The following is a 19,522-nucleotide window of genomic DNA, read 5'->3' as shown; positions in this document are numbered from 1 at the left end:
CAAGGAGGTCCCATGGGCGGAACGAGCAGCGACGGAAACGCGACGCTGAAGCAGGTCCTCGAGGCCTTGGAAGCAGACCCCGGGCTGCGCCGGAAAGGACCTGACTGGAAGGTCTTTCTCGCCCGCGTGGAGGAGTACGTGCCAGTGCTCCGGGGACTGTTCGCCTCGCTCTACGGCTCCCGCCCGGACTGGGAGGAGCACTTGGCGGCCCTCGTGGTGGAGTGCGCCCGGTCGTGGCAGGAGCGCCCCGCGGAACTGAAGGAACTCGACGCCCGGCGCGAGGCCGAGCCGCAGTGGTTCGCCGCCGGAAACATGCTCGGCGGCGTCTGCTACGTGGACCGCTACGCCGAAAACTTGGAGGGCCTTCGCGGACGCATCCCCTATTTCCGCGAACTCGGGCTGAGCTACCTGCACCTCATGCCGCTCTTCCTTGCCCCTGAACCGAACTCGGACGGCGGCTACGCGGTGTCCAGCTACCGGGACGTCAACCCGAAGGTCGGCACCATGGCAGAGCTGCGGGAGGTGGCCGCGGAGCTGCGGGCGAACGGCATCAGCCTGGTGCTGGACTTCATCTTCAACCACACCTCGGACGAGCACGAATGGGCGCGGCGCGCCGCCGCGGGCGAGCAGGAGTTCTCCGACTATTACTGGATCTTCCCGGACCGCACCATGCCGGACGCCTACGAGCAGACCGTGCGGGAGATCTTCCCGGACGACCACCCGGGCAGCTTCGTGCAGCAGCCGGACGGCCGGTGGGTCTGGTGCACCTTCCACACCTTCCAGTGGGATCTGAACTACGCCAACCCGGCCGTGTTCCGGGCGATGGCGGGCGAGATGATGTTCCTCGCGAACCAGGGCGTGGAGATCCTGCGGATGGACGCAGTCGCTTTCATCTGGAAGCAGCTCGGCACGGCCTGCGAGAGCCTGCCCGAGGCCCATGAGCTGCTGCGGGGCTTCAACGCCGTGTGCCGCCTGGCCGCGCCGTCGCTGCTGTTCAAGTCGGAGGCGATCGTCCACCCGGACGAGGTGGTGCAGTACATCGACCCCGCCGAATGCCAGATTTCGTACAACCCGCTGGAGATGGCGCTGGGCTGGGAGGCCCTGGCCACGCGGGACGCATCGCTGCTCTCCCAGGCCCTGGAACGGCGGCACAACCTGCCGGCCGGGACCGCGTGGGTCAACTATGTGCGCAGCCATGACGACATCGGCTGGACCTTCGCCGACGAGGACGCCGCGGAACTGGGGATCAACGGCTTCGACCACCGCCGCTTCCTCAACTCGTTCTACGTCAACCGTTTCCCGGGCAGCTTCGCGCGCGGCGTCGCCTTCCAGGACAACCCGAAGACGGGGGACTGCCGAATTTCGGGCACGACGGCGTCCCTGTGCGGACTCGAGGACGGCTCGCCGGAGGCGGTGCGCCGGGTGCTGCTGCTGCACTCGATCGCGATCAGCACCGGCGGGATTCCGCTGATTTACCTCGGCGACGAGGTGGGCCAGCTCAACGACTACAGTTACGCGGAGGAGCCCGGCCATGAGGCCGACAGCCGCTGGGTCCACCGTCCGCACTACCCCGCCGGGCGCTACGCGCACCGCGGCGATCCGTCGACGCCGGAAGGCGCCATCTTCGCGAGCCTGAAGCGGATGCTCGACGTGCGTTCCGCAACGCCCGAGCTCGCGGGAAACCCGCTGATCGGATTCAACGCCAACAACCGGCACGTCCTGGGCTACCAGCGCCCGGGCGGGAGCCGCACCGTGCTGGTCCTGGCGAACTTCGCGGACGCGGCCCAGCATGTCACGGCCCAGACCCTCTCCGGTTTCGCTCCGGGCGCCACCGAACTCCTGGGTGGCCGGCCGGTGTCCCTGGCGGACGGCCTGACGCTCGGAGCCCAGGAGTTCGTGTGGCTGGCGGTGCGGGCGGCGGGCTAGGAGGCCTGCTCCCCCGGAGCGCGCCGCCGGGGCGGCCGGCCGCCGTCGGGCCTGTCCGCCTAAACCACGCCGCTTAAACGACGACGGCGCCCGTCACCTTCGCGGGGAAGGTGCGGGCGCCGTCGTTAGCAGCTGAGGCGGTGGCGCCTTAGAGCGCGGCGTAAACCTCGCGGAGCAGCTTGGCGGTCTCGGACGGCGTCTTGCCGACCTTCACGCCCGCGGCTTCGAGGGCTTCCTTCTTGGCCTGGGCGGTACCGGCGGAGCCGGAGACGATGGCGCCTGCGTGGCCCATGGTCTTGCCTTCGGGGGCGGTGAAGCCTGCCACGTAGCCGACGACCGGCTTGGTGACGTTGGCCTTGATGAAGTCAGCCGCGCGCTCTTCGGCGTCGCCGCCGATTTCGCCGATCATCACGATCGCCTTGGTCTCCGGGTCGGCTTCGAACGCAGCGAGGGCGTCGATGTGGGTGGTGCCGATGATCGGGTCACCGCCGATGCCGATGGCGGTGGAGAAGCCGAGGTCGCGCAGTTCGAACATCATCTGGTAGGTCAGGGTGCCCGACTTGGAAACCAGGCCGATGGGGCCCTTGCCGGTGATGTTCGCCGGGGTGATGCCCACCAGGGCTTCGCCGGGGGTGATGATGCCGGGGCAGTTCGGGCCGATGATGCGGGTGATCTGCTTGCCGTCGGCGTCCACCTTGGACTGGGCCAGAGCCCAGAATTCGGCGGAGTCCTGCACCGGAACGCCTTCGGTGATGACCACCACGAGGCCGATGCCGGCTTCGATGGCTTCAACCACGGCGGACTTGGTGAATGCCGGGGGAACGAAGACGATCGAGACGTCTGCGCCGGTCTCCGCGATGGCTTCCTTGACGGTGCCGTAGACGGTGATTTCCTTGTCGCCGTGCAGCACGGTGGTGCCTGCCTTGCGGGCGTTCACGCCGCCGACGATGTTGGTGCCGGCCTTGAGCATCAGGGCGGTGTGCTTGGTGCCTTCGCCGCCGGTGATGCCCTGGACGATGACCTTGGAATCCTTGTTGAGGTAGATAGACATAGTCCTGCGTCCCTTTACTTTGCTGCGTTGGCGAGCTCGGCGGCCTTGTCGGCGCCCTCGTCCATGGTTGCTGCGAGGGTCACCAGCGGGTGGTTGGCCTCGGTCAGGATGCGGCGGCCTTCGTCCACGTTGTTGCCGTCGAGGCGGACAACCAGCGGCTTGTTGGCGGAAGTACCGAGCTCGGCCAGTGCACCGACGATGCCCTTGGCTACGGCGTCACAGGCGGTGATGCCGCCGAAGACGTTCACGAAAACGCTCTTGACCTGCTCGTCGCCCAGGATGACGTCCAGGCCGGCAGCCATGACCTCGGCGGAGGCTCCGCCGCCGATGTCCAGGAAGTTGGCGGGCTTGACGTTGCCGTGGTTCTCGCCGGCGTAGGCGACGACGTCGAGGGTGGACATCACAAGACCGGCGCCGTTGCCGATGATGCCCACTTCGCCGTCCAGCTTCACGTAGTTCAGGTCCTGCGCCTTGGCCTTGGCTTCGAGCGGGTCCGCGGCGTCCTTGTCTTCCAGCGCGGCGTGGTGCACGTGGCGGAAGTCGGCGTTCTCGTCGAGGGAGACCTTGCCGTCCAGGGCGACGATGTCGCCGGCGCCGGTGCGGACCAGCGGGTTGACCTCCACCAGGGTGGCGTCTTCCTTCTTGAAGACGTCCCAGAGCTTCAGGATGACGGCGGAGACCTTGGGGGCCAGTTCGGCGGAGAAACCGGCGGCGGCGACGATTTCGTCAGCCTTCGCCTGGTCGATGCCGACGGCGGGATCGATGGCGACCTTGGCAAGGGCCTCGGGACGCTCGACGGCGAGCTGCTCGATTTCCATGCCGCCTTCCACCGAGCACATGGCCAGGTAGTTGCGGTTCGCGCGGTCCAGCAGGATCGAGAAGTAGAACTCTTCGGCGATGTCTGCGCCCTGGGCGATCATCACCTTGTGGACGGTGTGGCCCTTGATGTCCATACCCAGGATGTTGGTGGAGTGCTCAAGCGCCTCGTCGGCGGACTTGGCAACCTTCACGCCGCCGGCCTTGCCGCGGCCACCGACCTTAACCTGTGCCTTGACGACAGTGACTCCGCCGATCTTCTCGGCAGCTGCCTTTGCTTCTTCAGGAGTGTGCGCCACGATGCCGGCGAGCACGGGTACACCGTGCGCTTCGAACATATCGCGCGCCTGATATTCAAACAGGTCCACGGTTTAGTGTCCTTCTACGTCGAAGTAGTGTCGGTACAGCCGGCGTCCGCGGTGACCGCGGTAACCAGCTGCGGAAGAGAAGTGTGCAACATTCCGCCACAAACTGCCGGTCATATTGCGCAAGTTCCTCTGGAACTCTAGCCGCCCGCGGGGGCGAGCCGGTTCTACACTACCCGTTAAGTGACCAACCACACACTTCTATCAGACGTAGAAAATCCGCGTGATCCCGCGGTTTTTGCGCCGTTTTCCCGCTGTTGGCGGGCTAGGCCGCCGGCATTTTGCCGCGGGTAACAGTTCCGCCGTCAGAGACCAGCAGGTATCCGGCCCGGTTCACGAAGAAAGCCACCCCTGCGGAGATGTTCCCGCAGGCGACACCGCCGTTGTATGCGGAGCAACGCAGGCCGTTGCGTTCGATGTTCTGCCCTTCGCTGAGCACGGGCAGTTCCGCGATGGGTCCTGTGCGGTTGCCCTTGGGCCCGAACTCCGCTTCCATTTCGGTGACACCGGAGCGGCATCCGCCGTACTCCACCGTGTCCGGACGCAGCAGCACCGTACCGCCGAGGTAGCCAAGGCCCGTGCCGTTGCAGGTGCGGGCGGCGTCGCCGGCCTGCGGGGCCGGGTACACGGCCAGTTCACAATGCACTACAGGCACGGTGGCGAGCTTGCCGTTGGCACTGTCGCCGTAGTTGTTGGCCTCGTACGGCAGGTTCAGGTGGTTTCCACGGGCCGAGGTCATGGCGCACGCAATATTGCGGTCCTCGGTGACGAAGGCGGTCACGTCGCCGCCGCTGCCGAGTGTACTGGGCTGGGTGACCGGGACCTGCTTGATCTGCTCCAGGGGCGGCAAGGGCGGCGGCGGCACGTAGTCGGGGTCCTTGGTGGTCACCGAACACGCGGTGGCCACAGTGAGCAGGCAGGCGGCCAGAATCCCCAATACAGTCCGTCGCATGCCACCCATTATGCCGGGCGGCCGCGCCGCCCCGGTGCGTCTCCGGTCCGGGAAGGCGTCAGCCTTCCAGTTTGGTCAGCGGCGCGTATCGCAGCAGCAGGCGCTTCTCCCCGACGTCGAACGTCACCTTGGCCACGGTCTTGTCACCGGAGCCTTCGACGCCGATGACGGTGCCGTTGCCGAAGCTGGTGTGGTTGACCTTGTCCCCCACCGCAACGGCGATGACTTCCTTTTGCGGCTGCACCCGGTTGCGTGCGACGGCGGCCGGCACGTCGGCGTCGAACCCTGCGGACGGGCTGGCCGCAGCACCGCGGGAGGTCCCGGCGCCCCAGTAGGAACCGCCGTAGCGGTTCCCGCCCAAGGACGGCCCGCCCCAGCCGCCGGCCTGGCGGGAGGTGCCTTCGCGTTTCCATTCCACCAGGTCGGAGGGGATTTCCTCGATGAACTGGCTGGCCGGGTTGTACTGGCTCTGGCCCCACATGTTGCGGACTTCCGAACGCGTGACGTACAGCCGCTGCCGGGCACGGGTCAGCCCCACATAAGCCAGGCGGCGTTCTTCGGCCAGTTCTTTCGGGTCCGTGGCCGAACGCTGGTGCGGGAAGATCCCGTGCTCCATGCCGGTGAGGAACACCACGGGGAATTCCAGGCCCTTGGCCGTGTGCAGGGTCATGAGCGTGACCACGCCCAGGCGTTTGGCTTCGGCGACGGCAGCATCGATGTCCGCGCCCGGGGCATCCGGGATCTGGTCGGCGTCCGCCACGAGGGACACCTGCTCCAGGAATTCGCCGAGCGAGCCTTCGGGGTTGTCACGCTCGTATTCGCGGACCACGGCCACCAGTTCGGCGAGGTTCTCCACGCGCGATTCGTCCTGGGGGTCGTTGCTGGCCCGCAGGCCCGCAAGGTAGCCGGTCTGTTCCAGCACGGCCTCCAATGCGGCGGCCGCCCCGGATCCGGACGCGACTTCGGCCAGGTCGTCGAGCAGTTTCACGAATCCGAGCACGGCGTTGACGGAACGTGTGGCCATGCCCGGGGCGTCCGCGGCGCGGCGCGCCGCCGCCATGAAGGAGGTCCTCTCGCGTTCGGCGAGGGCCGCCACGGCGCCTTCGGCACGGTCGCCGATGCCGCGCTTGGGTTCGTTCAGCACCCGGCGCAGGTTGACGTCGTCGTCCGGGTTTACCAGGACCCGCAGGTAGGCGAGAGCGTCCTTGATTTCCTTGCGCTCGTAGAAGCGGGTGCCGCCCACCACCTTGTAGGGCAGGCCGACGCGGACCAGCACGTCTTCGATCGACCGGGACTGGGCGTTGGTGCGGTAGAAGATCGCGACGTCGCCCGGACGCAGGCCGTCCTCGTCCTGCAGCCGGTCGATCTCCTTGGCGATGAACTGGGCCTCGTCGTGTTCGTTTTCGCCCACGTAGCCGATGATCTTCTCGCCATCGCCCTCGGCAGTCCAGAGGCGCTTCTCCTGCCGGTTCGGGTTGCGCGAGATCACCGAGTTCGCCGCGGAGAGGATGTTCTGGGTGGAGCGGTAGTTCTGCTCCAGCTTGATGGTGCGGGCGTTCGGGTAGTCCTCTTCGAATTCCACGATGTTGCGGATGTCCGCGCCGCGGAAGGCATAGATGGACTGGTCGGAATCGCCGACGACGGTCAGCTCGCTGGGCCCGACGTGTCCCGGTCCGCCGTGTCCGGGGCCGTCCTGGCTTGCGGCGCCCTGGGTTCCGGCGTCCGTGCCGACGATCTCGCGGACCAAGGCGTACTGGGCGTGGTTGGTGTCCTGGTACTCGTCCACCAGCACGTGCCGGAAGCGACGGCGGTAGGACTCGGCGAGCGCCGGGAAGGCCCGGAACATGTAGACGGTCTGGGCGATGAGGTCGTCGAAGTCCATGGCGTTGGCCTGGCGCAGCCGCTGGGTGTAGCCCTTGAACACCTCGGCTACGGCCTGTTCGAAGGGATCGTTGTAGTTGGCCGCGGCGGCGAAGGCGTCGTCGTCCACGAGCTCGTTCTTGAGCGCGGAGATCTTGTGCTGGATGGCCTTGGGTGCGAATCGCTTGGGGTCCAGGTCCAGGTTCTTTGCCACTAGGGTGATCAGCCGCAGCGAGTCCGCGGAGTCGTAGATGGAGAAGTTGGATTTCAGGCCCACCGTGGCGGCCTCCCGCCGCAGGATCCGCACGCAGGAGGAGTGGAAGGTGGAGATCCACATGCTCTTGGCGCGGCCGCCCACCAGGGCTTCGATGCGTTCGCGCATTTCGGCGGCGGCCTTGTTGGTGAACGTGATGGCCAGGATTTCGCCGTGGTGCGCCCGTCCCGTGGCGATCAGGTAGGCGATGCGGTTGGAGAGCACGCGGGTCTTCCCCGACCCCGCGCCGGCCACGATCAGCAACGGGCTGCCGCCGTGTTTCACCGCCTCCTCCTGCTGCGGGTTCAGGCCCAGAAGCAGGGATTCGGCACTCGGCATGGAATGACCGCCGTGGCCGCCCCCGGACTCCCATGGCGCGGAGCCCCCGGGCCGGTTGGAGCCGCCTTGCGATGCCCCGGGTCCGCCGGACGCCGAGGCGGGCCGGCCGGCCCCGGCGAGGGAACGGGCGGGCTCGGGCGCAGCCTTGTACGAGCTGCCTGCGTAGGGGTCGAACAACATATCCATGGTGATTACAAGTCTAGGCGGTGGGACTGACACCGGATTTCCCGGCGCCGCGAGGCGGCCCGCAGGGCAGCTTGGCGGCTACGCGAACTGGCGGCTAGGCGAACTGGGGCACGGAGGCGAGCGCCGCGCGGAGCTCGCCGACCGCCGTCGGGCCTCCCGCCAGGAACCAGTCCAGCCCGTTCACGCGGACGACGGCGGTGTCCCCGCCCGCGGCGCGGACAATCGCCTTGCCGGGGAGCCAGTCCCATTCGGGGCAGCTGTGCTGGAACCAGCAGCCGAGTTCGCCGTCCGCCACCCGGCCGAGGTCGCAGGAGCCGGAGCCGAACATGCGCAGGGACGCCGCGGAGACCGCTGCCGCGTGCCAGGGCATGGCCGCACGCGGGTCGGCGAGCCAGGTGGGGTGGATGTACGTGGCGGCGCAGAGTTCGGCCAGCGGGGTGGCGGAGGGGCCGGCGATCCGTTCGCCGTTCAGGGTGGCTGGGCGGCGTTCGCCGCCCAGCCAGAGCTTGTCGAGTTCCGGCTGGTAGACGGCCCCGAGGATCGCCTCGGGGTCCGGGCCGTCGCCGTCCCGCTTGAGGGCGATCGCCGAGCACCAGTAGGCCGAGCCGTGCAGGAAATTGAAGGTGCCGTCCACGGGGTCGATCACCCAGGTCCGGCCGCTGCTGCCCGCCACCGAACTGCCTTCTTCGCCGAGGATGCCGTCCTCGGGGCGGCAGCGGCGCAGCTGCTCCAGCACATACGCCTCGGCGGCACGGTCCGCTGCGGTGACGACATCGGAGACGGAGGTCTTGCGGTCACCCTGAAGGCCGCCCATCCGCATCAGGAGCGCGAGCTGCCCGGCTTCGCGGACGAGGGCCGCGGCCAGGTCGTAGTCGTCGAGTGCGGGATCGAGTTCAACAGCGGAATGCCTGCCAGTGGTCATGGGACCCAGCCTATCCGCGAGGGGCCCCGGCCGAGCGCAGCGAGGTTGGGGAAGCGGATAGGCGCTATCCGCGAGGGGCCCCGGCCGAGCGCAGCGAGGTTGGGGAAGCGGATAGGCGCTATCCGCGAGGGGCCCCGGCCGAGCGCAGCGAGGTTGGGGAAGCGGATAGGCGTTAAGTGGCGGGATAATGGTTGGATGGCCAAAACCCACGCCCAACGGATCAGGAAGCACGGCGCCAAGGCCGCCGGCCCGGCGAGCCAACCGCAGTCGAACCGGACCCTACCGCCCGTCAACCCCACCACGAACCGCACGCCGGCCCAAGCCGAAGGCAACGGCAAGCTCGTGGTGATCGCCGGCGTCGTGGCGAGCCTGTTCCTGTTCTGGTACCTGCACCTACTGACCCTGAACCAGATGACGCAGCTCGCAGGCGGCCTGGCCATGCCGGATTCCCTCATGGGTGGTTTCTCCCCCGACTACATCCAGCAGCTGCATAACGCCATGAATGACGACGCCCGCGGCCAGCTCAGCTACGTCCACAAGACCGCCGGCACCCTGTTCCCGCTGATTTTCGGTTTCAGCTGGCTGCTGCTGGTGGGCATCAATGTCTCCCGCAAGGCGCTCCGCTGGGCGCTGTGGGCGGCGCCGCTGGCCTTCGCCGTGGTGCGGTTGTGGGGCAACGTCGCCGTGGATGCCGCCCTGGCACCGGCAACGCCCGACGCCGGCCAGGTCGCCCTGGCGTCCGCGCTCACCGTGCTCGGCTGGGTGCTGTTCCTGCTGAGCCTCGCCGGCGGCGTGCTCGCCGTCTTCATCGGGCGGCGCCGCGCGAAGCGCGCCTGATCCGGTTTCCGGAGCGCCGCCTCGCGCTACCCGGCGCCTGCGGCGAGCCGGCGCACCCGCCGGCGCTCGCCGTGCACGCGGTAGGCGACCGTCAGGCCCACCAGGGACAGCCCCAGGATGATCGGGTAGGCCATGGTCCGTTCAATGGCTCCCGGTTCGTCCACGCGCAGCGCCGAGGCCAGCACAAAGACGGTGCCCCCGAGCGACACCACACCGAAGAGCAGCACCATCCAGGACATCGTGCTGCGGCCCAGCCACACCAGGCCGAGGATCGCCAGGGCCAGCGGGGCCGCAATGAAATAGAGGCCGGCGCCGGTCAGGTGCCACACCAGTTCCGTGTCCTCGGGGATTAGGCCGACCATGGCCTGCCCGATTCCGGCCACCAGGATCAAGGCCCTCACCGCCCCGGCGGCCAGCCACGGAATGTTGCCGGGACCCGTCCGGATGGCCCGCTGGCCGGGCCGCGCCGCCACGGACAGGACGGCGGAGCTGAGCAGCACCGCGCCGAGCACCATCGCGATGCCCTGCAGCACGAAGGAGGCGTTCATGAGCCAGTTCAAGGGCGAACAGACTTCATGGCCGTTGAAGGGGCCGCAGTTCGCGGCGCCGAGGTCGCTGATCACGTGGGAGCGCCTGTCGTACGCCGGCGAGCCCTGCCAGGCTGCCATGGCCGCGGCTTCGACCACGAAATAGTGGATGAGACTCAGGGACGCCCAGGCACCCACCAGTTCACGCCGTCCGGCAAGGTCCGGCAGCAGTGCACGGTCGCCCGCCCGCGGGGTACCCGCCGTCGTCATAGACGCAAATATAGACCCGCCCGGCGTGCGGGCGAAGGGGACCGCAACCGTCAGACGGGCGGAGCGTCGATGCCTTCGGAGAGGAGCGCGCCCGCCTGCGCGGCACGCTGCCGGGCACCGGCCTTCTCGAAATACTCCACCGACTTCTTCACGCTCAACTCCGCGGCCTCCCGGCGCCCGTCCGAAACTTCGGCCCGCGCGAGGAGCAGGAACGCCTCCCCTGCCGTCTGCGGCGGAAGCTTGTCAGCGGATCCAGTGACCTCATTCAACAGGAGGATCGCGGCCGGGACGTCTCCGGCCAGGAACGTCCAGTGGGCGCGCACGTAGCGCAACAGGAGGATCTCCTCTTCGCTGCCGCCCACAATATCCGTGGCAAGTTCTGCGCGTTCAATGCAACGCAGGGTGCCGGAATCGGCCACCCCTGCCGCCAGGCGCATCGCGGCCGAGGCCTTGTTGAATTTCGCCCAGACGTCGAGGTTGCTCGACGGCGAAAACGTGTCCGCGGCGAGTTCGTGGTGCTCCAGGCCTTCCTCGACCATATTGCACAGGAAGGCAACGTTGCCGATGACCCAGTAGGCCTTACCTGCCAACTGGTCATCCATGTCATCCGAGATACGCTCGGAAAGCGCGAGGGATTCCGTCCAGGCCTCGTCGAGCTTGCCGGACTCCGCGAGCGCCGCGATCAGGGCCTGGCGGGCGTGGACTTCAAACTCGGCGTCGGCGTCATCGGCAAGCAGGCCGACGGCGGACTGCGCCGCAGTGGCCGCGTCATCCAGGAGTCCCCTGCCCTGCAGGGAATTTGCCAGCAGGACGAGCGCCCTCGCCCGATCCCGCGGTGCGGCCGCCGTCACCGGCGCTTCTGCCAGCGTCCGGGCGAGATCTGCGGCCTCGCCGGACTCCCCGGCGTCCAGCAGGTTCTCGGCCTGGAAGAACACCATGTTCCACCACCCGGAGATGTCACCGTCCGCACGTGCCGTATCCGCGGCTATGCGTGCGCTATCCGCCGCCTTGGCGAATTCGTGGCTGGCCCTGAGCTCCCTGGCGCGCAGCTCAGCGGCTGCGTAGGACGGCGTCCCCCTGTTATCCGGCATGACCCCATTATGCCGAGAATGCGGTGAAGTGTTGTCCGACAGCAGGGCGGAAAAATACCACTTTCCCCGAAAATCGTAAACTCACTAGTGACACCGCGTGTCGCAAATCGCTATACTAACTACGTTTCACTCCGTTCTCTTGCATCACACCAGTCACCTACGAGGAGCACCCGTATGAAAAGAACCATCGCCACATTCCTCGCCGCTGTCGCACTTGCGGTGGCCGGATTTTCCACGTCGGCAGCCATTTCGGCTAGTGCCGAAAATCCTGCGCAGGATACCTCCGTCGCCGGTGGCTGGTGGCCCCACATCTCGAACACCTCGGTAGATGCCGGTGGCTGGTGGCCCCACTTCTACAACAGCTCGGTAGAAGCCGGTGGCTGGTGGCCGAACTCCACCACGACCGGAGACGACATCTAGACCACTCCCAGTTGAGGCAAGCGAGGGCGCCGGAACCTATCCGGCGCCCTTTCGCGTTGCCTGGAGTTTTCTGTGTGCCTACGAACCCTGTGTGCTTTCGAATCAGGAGCGGCCCAGTAGGCGGACGAAGTCCTCGGGCGGCACCGGGCGGCTGAAGTAGTAACCCTGGCCGCTGGCACATCCAAGCCAGGACAGCTCCGCGGCCTGTTCAGCGGTCTCGATCCCTTCCGCCACGGCCGCCATGCCACAGGCGTGGATCAGTTGGAGCACCGCCGCAACGAAGTCCCGCTGGCCGTCATCGGTGCCCAGTCCTTGAATGAGGGAGCGGTCGATCTTGACGACGTGGACCGGCAGGTTGCGCAGGTAGCTGATGGAGGAGTATCCCGTGCCGAAGTCGTCGATCTCCAATTGGACGCCGAGGTGGCGCAGGCCGGACAAGGAATAGCGGTCGAGGTCGGAACCGTTGACCGCCACCGATTCCGTGAGCTCGATGACCAGCTTTGAAGCGTCGACGCTGGCGGCGTTGAGCGCCTCGCGCACCCGTTCGATCAGTTCGAGGCTTCTTAGCTCCGTGGGTGAAATGTTCACGCGCATGCTGAAGTCGTCGACGAGTCCCGGGGTGTCCAGCCAAGTGCGCAATTGCCGCAGGGCTTCCCGGAGGACCCAGTCCCCGAGGTCCACAATGAGGCCGGTTTCCTCGGCCAGCGGGATGAACTTATCCGGCATCAACAAGCCACGCTCGGGGTGGTTCCACCGCACCAGCGCCTCGGCTCCCTCGACCCGGCCGCTTCCCAGCTCCACCACGGGCTGGTAGTACAGGACCAGCTGGTCCGTCCGGATAGCTTCGCGCAGCTCGGTGATCATCTGCCCTTGCAGCCGCCGCGCGTGCAGCAAAGCCGGCTCGAACACCCGGACAGTATTGCGCTGCTCGGCCTTGGCCGCATACATCGCGGTGTCGGCCTCCATCACGAGTTCGTCTACGGTCTGACCCGGTTCGGCGACCCGGAGCCCGATGCTGGTACCGCAAACGATCCGCAGATCGCCGATCTCGATGCTCTCCGCCAGGGCGCGCAGTATCCGCTTGGCCACGCCGCGGGCCTGCATCACGTTCGATTTGGGCAGCATCACGGCGAACTCGTCCCCGCCGAGCCTGGCCACCATGTCGCCGTCGCGGACGGCGTCGCTGATGCGCTTCGCGGTAATCCGGAGTACATCGTCACCTGCACTGTGGCCGAGCCGATCGTTGACCCCCTTGAAGGAATCCAAGTCCAGGACAAGCAGCGCCGGCGGCAGTTCACCGGCGGCGGTTCCGTCGAGTTCGGTGCTCAGCGCGCGGTTCAGGGCCGTGCGGTTGGCCAGCTGGGTCAGGGGATCGGTCAGGGCCATCCGCTCGAGCTCAATCTGGGCTTCGCGGAGCATTGCCGTGCGGCTCTCGACCCGTTCTTCAAGCTCCCGGTATACGGCCTGCAGATCGTCGGCCATCAGGTTGATTCCCGCGATGACTGCGGCAACCTCGTCCCGGGGCCCGGAAAGCGGGATACGCGTGCTGAGATCGCCGTCGGCGATCCGGATCACGCCCTCCACCAGCGCCAGGAGGCGGGGATCCTGCTGCTCAGGATTCACGAAGATAACCTGCCAGCCACTCCCGGGCAGCGGCCTCGGAAGTAAAGTAACGTGCCGGAACGGACTGCGGGGTGGCCCTCAGCAGGAAATGCGCGAGCACCCGGTCCACGGGACTTTCGCCAAGGAGGGCGAAGGCCGAGACTGTCTCGGCGGCGGCGTAGACGGCGCGGGCACCGTCGGTGATGTCCAGCACGCCAGTGACAGTCATCAGCACCGGGCGTTTCCGCCCGCCGGACATCGAGCGCACGACAGCCGCCGCTGCCTGGGCTTCCGGAGCACCAATCTCCGAGCAGACGGGGAGGACCACTTCCACGATGCCCCCGTCATCCAGCCCGATTTCAATCTTCTCGGCGCTTGCCAGGTCCGTGCCACCTTGTTGGCGCGTGGTCTGCTGATTGCTCATGGGGCCCCAGGATCCTGCCGTGGCAATGGGTTTTCTGCGGCACCGACCTGCCACGTATCCTGTCGGCGCCGATGCTGCGGTGGACCCATGATAAGTCACTCCTGTCACATCCGCTCCCTTCTGTCCCACGCCGCCGCGCTGGCCGCAATGCGCCGGACACGCCGCACCCGGGTGGCAATGAGCAGGCCTGCCGCGGAGAATCCGATGGTCAGCGGATAGGCCATCAGGCGTTCCAGGGTGCCGGGCTCGGGCAGCTCCATCCGGGTCACCGCGCCCGCGATGAGTGCCGCGAAGCAGACCGTGCCGCAAGCCAGCAGAAACCAGCTCATCCTGGTGTGCGGAAGCCACAGGAAACCCAGCAGCAGCAAGGCGAAGGCGCCTCCGATGAAGTACATGAGCGCGCCGGCGAAGTGCCAGGGCGAGCCGTAGTCTTCCGGCACCAGCCCCACGATCACCGTCCCCGCGCCGGCCGCCCCGGTCAGGATGCGCGCACCGATGGCGCCGCTGCGGCCCTTGAGGTACGCCGTGTCCTGCAGGATGCGCACGCCCGGCCGGGCCGCAATGCACAGCATCGCCGAGCCCAGCAGCAGCGCACCCAGGAGCAGCCCCAGGCCCTGGACCACGAACGAGGCATTCATCAGCAGGTGCAGTGGTGAGCAGACGTCCCGCCCGTCGTAGACTGCGCAGTTGACGGCGCCCAGGTCGCTGATGAAGCCGGTCCGGCGGTCGTAGGGTTGCGGTGCTGCCCATGCCTCGATCACAGCGGCTTCGGCAGCGAAGTACTGCACCACGCTGAGCTGCGCCCAAGCGCCCACGAGGGAGCGCGGGCTTCCGAGGTCGGGCAGGAAGCTGCCCGGCACGGCCGGGGCTGACGTCTGCTTTGCCATCAGGCCCAGCGTACAGGCGCCAGGTGTTCGGCCGTCCCGTCCGCAGCTTGTATGCTTGTAGGCGTGTCCGGCGCTTGACCCTGTGGAGCAGGCCTCGTGCACCGAACGCCCTCGTAGCTCAGTGGATAGAGCACGGCTCTCCTAAAGCCGGTGTCGTTGGTTCGATTCCAATCGAGGGCACTTGACTGACACCCAGCCCGTCCCGGACCTCCGCGCCTGGCTGACCGGCGGCTGGACCGTGGAGCGCACCTTGTGGGACCGCGGCAGCGGCACCCGCGGTACCTTCACCGGCGTCGCGCATTACTCGGAAACGCCCGACGGCGGCCTCCACTACCGCGAGCACGGCACCCTGTCATGGGGAGACCACAGTGGCCCCGCCTCCCGCGAGTACCTCCTGCGTCCCGCGGACACCCCGGACGCGATGGACATGTTCTTCCCCGACGGCCGGCCCTTCCACCGTTTCAGCTTCGGCCCGGACGCATCGCATGACCGGCACTGGTGCGATCCCGACGATTATGCCGTGGACTACCGCTGGCTCGGCCCGGATTCCTTCGCCTACAGCTGGGATGTGCACGGCCCGGCGAAGGACCTGTTGCTTGAATCCGTCCTGAGGAGGGAACCGTGAGGGATCTGATCGTAGTCAGCGCCGTCTGCGTGTACGACCGCGCGGGCCGCATGCTGACGGTCCGCAAGCGCGGCACGGACAAGTTCATGCACCCCGGTGGCAAGCCGGAGCCTGGCGAAAGCGCTGCGGAAGCGGCGTCCCGGGAACTCGCCGAAGAGGTGGGCATCAGCATCACGCCGGGCGAGCTCGAACCGCTGGGCGTCTACCTGGCCACCGCCGCGAACGAGGCCGGCACGGACATCCAGGCCACCGTCTTCACCGCACCCGGCACCTGGGAGGCGCACCCCTCGGCGGAGATCGCCGAGATCCGCTGGCTGGAGCTCGACCGCGAACTGCCCGAAGACCTCGCCCCGCTGCTCACCGAGCACGTCCTCCCGGCGCTGGCCAGGCGGTAAGCCCGCCCAACTCACAGCTCGGGAACGGCCTCCTGCGCCACCGCCGTCGCCTCCGCGAACTGGGTGTTGTACAGCTCGGCATAGCGGCCATCTGCGGCGAGCAGTTCGGCGTGCGTTCCGCGTTCGACGATCCGGCCGTCCTCCACCACCAGGATGGCGTCCGCCGCGCGGATCGTGGACAGCCGGTGGGCAATCACGACGGCGGTCCGCCCCTGCAGTGCCTCGCCCAGGGCCGCTTGCACTGCGGCTTCGCTGGTGGAGTCCAGTGCCGCCGTCGCCTCGTCGAGGATGACCACGCGGGGCTGGGCAATGAGCAGCCGGGCAATGGTGAGCCGCTGCCGTTCGCCGCCGGAGAGACGGTAGCCGCGCTCCCCCACCACGGTCTCCAGGCCGTCGGGCAGGGAACGGACCATGTCCTCCAGGCGGGCCCGGCGAAGCACCTCCCACATTTCCGCATCCGTGGCGCCCGGCCGGGCCAGGCGCAGGTTGGAGGCGATGCTCTCGTGGAAGAGGTGCCCGTCCTGGGTGACCATGCCGAGGGTGTCCCGGAGGGAGTCGAAGGTGGCATCCCGGATGTCCAGGCCGGTGCCGGGCCCGTAGCCGCCCAGGCGTACCGTGCCGGAATCCACGTCGTAGAGGCGGGACAGCAGCTGCGCCACCGTGGACTTGCCGGCGCCCGAGGAACCCACCAGGGCCACGGTCTGCCCGGCCTCGACGCGGAAACTGATGCCGTGCAGCACCTCTTCGCCGCCCCGGGTGTCCAGGATCGCCACCTCCTCGAGGGAGGCCAGGGACACCTTGTCCGCGGACGGGTAGCCGAAGCGCACGTCGTCGAACTCCACCGCCACCGGACCCTCGGGGACGGCCACCGCACCCGGCTTTTCGCGAATCAACGGTTCCAGGTCCAGGATCTCGAAGACCCGCTCGAAGCTGACCAGCGCGCTCATGATCTCCACCCGGGCGTTGGACAGCGCGGTGAGCGGTGCGTAGAGCCGGGTGAGCAGCAGGGCCAGCACCACGACGTCGCCGGGAGCCAGCTGCTTCTGCAGCGCAAGCCAGCCGCCCAGCCCGTAGACCAGGGCCAGCGCAAGGGCGGAGACGAGCGTGAGCGCCGTGATGAAGGTGAACTGCAGCATCGCCGTGCGCACGCCGATGTCCCGGACCCGGCCGGCCCGCAGCGCGAACTCGGCCGATTCGTCGGCCGGGCGTCCGAACAGCTTCACCAGGGTGGCACCCGGGGCGGAGAACCGCTCCGTCATCTGGGTGCCCATGGCGGCGTTGTGCGAGGCGGCCTCACGGCGGAGGTCGGCCAGCCTGGAGCCCATCCGCCGGGCCGGGATCAGGAACACGGGCAGCAGCACCATGGCCAGCACGGTCACCAGCCAGGACGTGTTCAGCATGACCACCAGGGTCAGGGCGAGCGCCACACCGTTGCTGACCACTCCGGAGAGCGTGCCGGCGAACGCCGACTGGGCGCCGATGACGTCGTTGTTGAGGCGGCTGACCAGGGCGCCCGTGCGGGTGCGGGTGAAGAAGGCGATGGGCATCCGCTGGACGTGGTCGAACACCCTGGTGCGCAGGTCCACGATCACGCCCTCGCCGATCATCGAGGACAGCCAGCGGGTCAGCAGCCCCAGCCCGGCCTCGGCCACCGCCACGATCGCGATGAGCACGGCCAGCCGGATCACCTCGCCGGCGTCCGAGCCGGCGATGATCGTGTCCACCACGCGCCCGGCGAGCACCGGGGTGGCTACTGCCAGGATCGCCCCGCCGATTGAGGCCAGCACGAAGGCGATCAGGCGAGCACGGTGCGGCCGGGCGAAGCCCAGCACCCGTTTGAGGGTTTCCTTGGAGAAGGGCTGTGAGCCGCTCTTGGCCCGGGTGATGTTGTAGAGCGAGGTCCACGCCACGCGGTCCATGCTCATGGTTTTGTGCCTCCCGTTGCGTGCTGAAGTTCCGTGACCTGGCCGCTTTCGACGTGCCAGCGCACGTCCAGACGTACGTTTTCGAGCAGACGCCGGTCGTGGGTGACCAGCAGGAGCGCGCCGTCGTAGCTGTCCAGCGCCTCTTCCAGTTGCTCGATGGCCGGCAGGTCCAGGTGGTTGGTGGGTTCGTCCAGGACCAGCAGGTTCACGCCGCGGGCCTGTAGCAGGGCCAGGGCGGCGCGGGTCCGCTCCCCCGGCGAAAGCGAGTCGACGGTCCGGGAAGTGTGGTCGGCCTTGAGGCCGAACTTCGCCAGGAGGGTTCGCACCTCCGCGGTGGGCCAGTCTGACAGGACGGTCTCGACGGCGGCCGCGAGGGTGAGGTGCCCGGCCAGCAGGCCGCGGGCCTGGTCGATTTCGCCGATGGCGACCGACACGCCCAGGGACGCGTCGCCGTCGTCGGGGGCCGTGATCCCGAGCAGGAGCCGCAGGAGGGTGGACTTCCCGGCGCCGTTGGGTCCGGTGATGCCGATCCGCTCACCGGCGTTCAGCTGCAGGTTGACAGGGCCCAGCGTGAAGCCGCCCTGGCGGACGACGGCGTCCCGAAGCGTGGCGACCACGGAACTGGAGCGCGGCGCGGCGCCGATGCTGAACTGCAGCTGCCACTCCTTCCGCGGCTCCTCGACCTCCTCCAGGCGGGCGATCCGGGATTCCATCTGCCGCACCTTCTGGGCTTGCTTCTCGGCGGATTCGGTGTTGGCGGCGCGGCGGTTCTTGTCGTTGTCCGGGTTCTTCTTCATGGCGTTCCGGACGCCCTGCGAACTCCATTCGCGCTGGGTGCGGGCCCGGGACACGAGGTCGGCCTTGGTGCTGGCGTACTCCTCGTAGCGCTCGCGGGCGTGCCGTTTGGCCACAGCGCGTTCTTCGAGGAAGGACTCGTAGCCGCCGTCGTACACCGCCACGGAGTTCTGGGCCAGGTCCAGCTCCACCACCCGGGTGACGCAACGGGCCAGGAATTCCCGGTCGTGGGACACCAGCACCACCCCGCCGCGCAGGCCCTGGACGAACTTTTCCAGCCGGTCCAGGCCCTCAAGGTCGAGGTCATTCGTGGGTTCGTCGAGGAGCACCACGTCGAAGCGGCTCAGCAGCAGGGCCGCGAGCGCCACACGCGCGGCCTGGCCGCCGGAGAGCCCGGTCATGAGGGCGTCTTGCCCGGTCTCGAGGCCGAGTTCGGCCAGGATCGCCGGGATGCGTTCTTCAAGGTCCGCGGCGCCGGAGGTCATCCAGCGGTCGAAGGCCACGGAGTAGGCGTCATCACTGCCGGGGGCGCCGCTGCCCAGGGCTTCCGCGGCGGCTTCCATCTCGGCCGTCGCCTCGGCGCAGCCGGTGCGCCGGGCAATGTAGGCCGCCACCGTTTCGCCCGGGGTCCGTTCGTGTTCCTGCGGAAGCCAGCCGACGAAGGCATCGGCCGGGGCAAGGCTGACCGTGCCTTCCTGCGGGCGGTCCGCTCCGGCCAGGATGCGCAGCAGTGTGGATTTGCCGGCCCCATTGGCACCGACGACGCCCACCACGTCCCCCGGCGCCACCGTCAGGGAAAGTGCGGAGAACAGGGTGCGGTGACCGTGGCCGCCGGAAAGATCCTTGGCGACGAGTGTTGCAGTCATTGTTCAATCCTCTCACCGCCCCGCGGTGCGGGCGGGCCACCGCCGGACGGCTTCCGGGCCACCGGTTCCGGGCCCACAATTTCCAGGCATGGAAAAACCCGCAGGTCCGGACTTGGGGGGTGTTCGGACCAGCGGGTTCGGGAATCAAGCATAATTCAATACGACCCCAACGTGAAATCAGACCGCAC

The 19,522-nt window shown here is 68.0% G+C and carries 17 protein-coding genes and 1 tRNA gene; 6 read left to right on the top strand and 12 right to left on the bottom strand.

The genetic code is table 11. From position 1 onward, the window contains the following. Positions 1 to 12: 12 nt before the first annotated feature. Positions 13 to 1,926 carry an alpha-amylase family glycosyl hydrolase gene (locus BLP88_RS00535; RefSeq protein ID WP_074586068.1) on the top strand — a complete coding sequence of 638 codons (1,914 nt, stop codon included), beginning with the start codon at positions 13 to 15 and terminating at the stop codon, positions 1,924 to 1,926. Between the two features lie 148 nt (positions 1,927 to 2,074). Here BLP88_RS00535 and sucD read toward each other — a convergent pair whose 3' ends face one another. The 5 genes from sucD to BLP88_RS00510 form a co-directional block, all read right to left on the bottom strand. Beyond that, positions 2,075 to 2,977, bottom strand: coding sequence for a succinate--CoA ligase subunit alpha (gene sucD, locus BLP88_RS00530; protein ID WP_074586066.1), 903 nt, complete (start codon positions 2,975 to 2,977; stop codon positions 2,075 to 2,077). A 14-nt stretch (positions 2,978 to 2,991) separates the two neighbouring features. Further along, positions 2,992 to 4,161: an ADP-forming succinate--CoA ligase subunit beta gene (gene sucC / locus BLP88_RS00525; RefSeq protein WP_074586064.1), complete on the bottom strand. Its 1,170-nt coding sequence runs from the start codon at positions 4,159 to 4,161 to the stop codon at positions 2,992 to 2,994. Between the two features lie 262 nt (positions 4,162 to 4,423). Continuing rightward, entirely contained in the window at positions 4,424 to 5,119 is a 696-nt protein-coding gene (locus BLP88_RS00520) for a hypothetical protein (RefSeq protein WP_074586063.1), read from the bottom strand. Between the two features lie 49 nt (positions 5,120 to 5,168). Then, the gene (gene pcrA, locus BLP88_RS00515) at positions 5,169 to 7,748 is read right to left on the bottom strand and encodes a DNA helicase PcrA (protein WP_074586061.1); all 2,580 of its coding nucleotides are present in this window, start codon (positions 7,746 to 7,748) and stop codon (positions 5,169 to 5,171) included. A 94-nt stretch (positions 7,749 to 7,842) separates the two neighbouring features. After that, positions 7,843 to 8,670 (bottom strand): inositol monophosphatase family protein, encoded by an 828-nt coding sequence (locus tag BLP88_RS00510; protein WP_074586059.1) that lies wholly within the window; start codon positions 8,668 to 8,670, stop codon positions 7,843 to 7,845. A 195-nt stretch (positions 8,671 to 8,865) separates the two neighbouring features. On the opposite strand from BLP88_RS00510, the gene BLP88_RS00505 reads away from it, so the two are divergent. Next, entirely contained in the window at positions 8,866 to 9,507 is a 642-nt protein-coding gene (locus tag BLP88_RS00505; protein WP_074586057.1) for a hypothetical protein, read from the top strand. Positions 9,508 to 9,533: 26 nt separating this feature from the next. Here BLP88_RS00505 and BLP88_RS00500 read toward each other — a convergent pair whose 3' ends face one another. Continuing rightward, entirely contained in the window at positions 9,534 to 10,304 is a 771-nt protein-coding gene (locus tag BLP88_RS00500) for a DUF998 domain-containing protein (RefSeq protein WP_074586055.1), read from the bottom strand. Positions 10,305 to 10,354: 50 nt separating this feature from the next. Then, positions 10,355 to 11,395, bottom strand: a complete 1,041-nt coding sequence (locus BLP88_RS00495) for a hypothetical protein (protein WP_074586053.1) — start codon at positions 11,393 to 11,395, stop codon at positions 10,355 to 10,357. Positions 11,396 to 11,569: 174 nt separating this feature from the next. On the opposite strand from BLP88_RS00495, the gene BLP88_RS00490 reads away from it, so the two are divergent. Further along, positions 11,570 to 11,815 (top strand): hypothetical protein, encoded by a 246-nt coding sequence (locus tag BLP88_RS00490; protein ID WP_074586051.1) that lies wholly within the window; start codon positions 11,570 to 11,572, stop codon positions 11,813 to 11,815. Between the two features lie 102 nt (positions 11,816 to 11,917). Here the strand turns inward: BLP88_RS00490 and BLP88_RS00485 are convergent, their stop codons facing one another. The 3 genes from BLP88_RS00485 to BLP88_RS00475 all read right to left on the bottom strand — a co-directional run bounded on the left by BLP88_RS00485 (position 11,918) and on the right by BLP88_RS00475 (position 14,728). Then, positions 11,918 to 13,438 carry a putative bifunctional diguanylate cyclase/phosphodiesterase gene (locus BLP88_RS00485; protein WP_074586049.1) on the bottom strand — a complete coding sequence of 507 codons (1,521 nt, stop codon included), beginning with the start codon at positions 13,436 to 13,438 and terminating at the stop codon, positions 11,918 to 11,920. Then, positions 13,428 to 13,841 carry a DUF7793 family protein gene (locus BLP88_RS00480; protein WP_074586047.1) on the bottom strand — a complete coding sequence of 138 codons (414 nt, stop codon included), beginning with the start codon at positions 13,839 to 13,841 and terminating at the stop codon, positions 13,428 to 13,430. The genes BLP88_RS00485 and BLP88_RS00480 overlap by 11 nt, the downstream gene beginning before the upstream one ends. A 104-nt stretch (positions 13,842 to 13,945) precedes the next feature. Beyond that, positions 13,946 to 14,728 carry a DUF998 domain-containing protein gene (locus BLP88_RS00475; protein WP_074586045.1) on the bottom strand — a complete coding sequence of 261 codons (783 nt, stop codon included), beginning with the start codon at positions 14,726 to 14,728 and terminating at the stop codon, positions 13,946 to 13,948. Positions 14,729 to 14,835: 107 nt separating this feature from the next. Here BLP88_RS00475 and BLP88_RS00470 point away from each other — a divergent pair. From BLP88_RS00470 to BLP88_RS00460, 3 genes are all read left to right on the top strand, one after another. Then, a tRNA-Arg gene (locus BLP88_RS00470) sits at positions 14,836 to 14,908 on the top strand. Between the two features lies 1 nt (position 14,909). Further along, complete coding sequence (locus tag BLP88_RS00465) at positions 14,910 to 15,353, top strand: DUF6314 family protein (protein WP_074586043.1); 444 nt, start codon at positions 14,910 to 14,912, stop codon at positions 15,351 to 15,353. Further along, positions 15,350 to 15,748 (top strand): NUDIX hydrolase, encoded by a 399-nt coding sequence (locus BLP88_RS00460; protein WP_074586042.1) that lies wholly within the window; start codon positions 15,350 to 15,352, stop codon positions 15,746 to 15,748. Before BLP88_RS00465 ends, BLP88_RS00460 begins: the two co-directional genes overlap by 4 nt. Positions 15,749 to 15,759: 11 nt before the next feature. Here BLP88_RS00460 and BLP88_RS00455 read toward each other — a convergent pair whose 3' ends face one another. Further along, positions 15,760 to 17,673: an ABC transporter ATP-binding protein gene (locus tag BLP88_RS00455; RefSeq protein ID WP_074586040.1), complete on the bottom strand. Its 1,914-nt coding sequence runs from the start codon at positions 17,671 to 17,673 to the stop codon at positions 15,760 to 15,762. Beyond that, the gene (locus tag BLP88_RS00450; RefSeq protein WP_074586039.1) at positions 17,670 to 19,334 is read right to left on the bottom strand and encodes an ABC-F family ATP-binding cassette domain-containing protein; all 1,665 of its coding nucleotides are present in this window, start codon (positions 19,332 to 19,334) and stop codon (positions 17,670 to 17,672) included. The genes BLP88_RS00455 and BLP88_RS00450 overlap by 4 nt, the downstream gene beginning before the upstream one ends. Positions 19,335 to 19,522 lie beyond the last annotated feature (188 nt).

The organism is Arthrobacter cupressi, from assembly GCF_900099975.1.
Classification (GTDB): domain Bacteria; phylum Actinomycetota; class Actinomycetes; order Actinomycetales; family Micrococcaceae; genus Arthrobacter; species Arthrobacter cupressi.
This window is presented reverse-complemented; position numbering and strand designations above follow the sequence as displayed.

Coding starts and splice junctions, on each gene's coding strand:
- BLP88_RS00510 (WP_074586059.1), bottom strand. CDS start 8,670: ATGACCACTGGCAGGCATTCCGCTGTTGAACTCGATCCCGCACTCGAC.
- BLP88_RS00450 (WP_074586039.1), bottom strand. CDS start 19,334: ATGACTGCAACACTCGTCGCCAAGGATCTTTCCGGCGGCCACGGTCAC.
- sucD (WP_074586066.1), bottom strand. CDS start 2,977: ATGTCTATCTACCTCAACAAGGATTCCAAGGTCATCGTCCAGGGCATC.
- BLP88_RS00535 (WP_074586068.1), top strand. CDS start 13: ATGGGCGGAACGAGCAGCGACGGAAACGCGACGCTGAAGCAGGTCCTC.
- BLP88_RS00480 (WP_074586047.1), bottom strand. CDS start 13,841: ATGAGCAATCAGCAGACCACGCGCCAACAAGGTGGCACGGACCTGGCA.
- BLP88_RS00490 (WP_074586051.1), top strand. CDS start 11,570: ATGAAAAGAACCATCGCCACATTCCTCGCCGCTGTCGCACTTGCGGTG.
- BLP88_RS00495 (WP_074586053.1), bottom strand. CDS start 11,395: ATGCCGGATAACAGGGGGACGCCGTCCTACGCAGCCGCTGAGCTGCGC.
- BLP88_RS00455 (WP_074586040.1), bottom strand. CDS start 17,673: ATGAGCATGGACCGCGTGGCGTGGACCTCGCTCTACAACATCACCCGG.
- pcrA (WP_074586061.1), bottom strand. CDS start 7,748: ATGGATATGTTGTTCGACCCCTACGCAGGCAGCTCGTACAAGGCTGCG.
- BLP88_RS00520 (WP_074586063.1), bottom strand. CDS start 5,119: ATGGGTGGCATGCGACGGACTGTATTGGGGATTCTGGCCGCCTGCCTG.
- BLP88_RS00505 (WP_074586057.1), top strand. CDS start 8,866: ATGGCCAAAACCCACGCCCAACGGATCAGGAAGCACGGCGCCAAGGCC.
- BLP88_RS00500 (WP_074586055.1), bottom strand. CDS start 10,304: ATGACGACGGCGGGTACCCCGCGGGCGGGCGACCGTGCACTGCTGCCG.
- BLP88_RS00475 (WP_074586045.1), bottom strand. CDS start 14,728: ATGGCAAAGCAGACGTCAGCCCCGGCCGTGCCGGGCAGCTTCCTGCCC.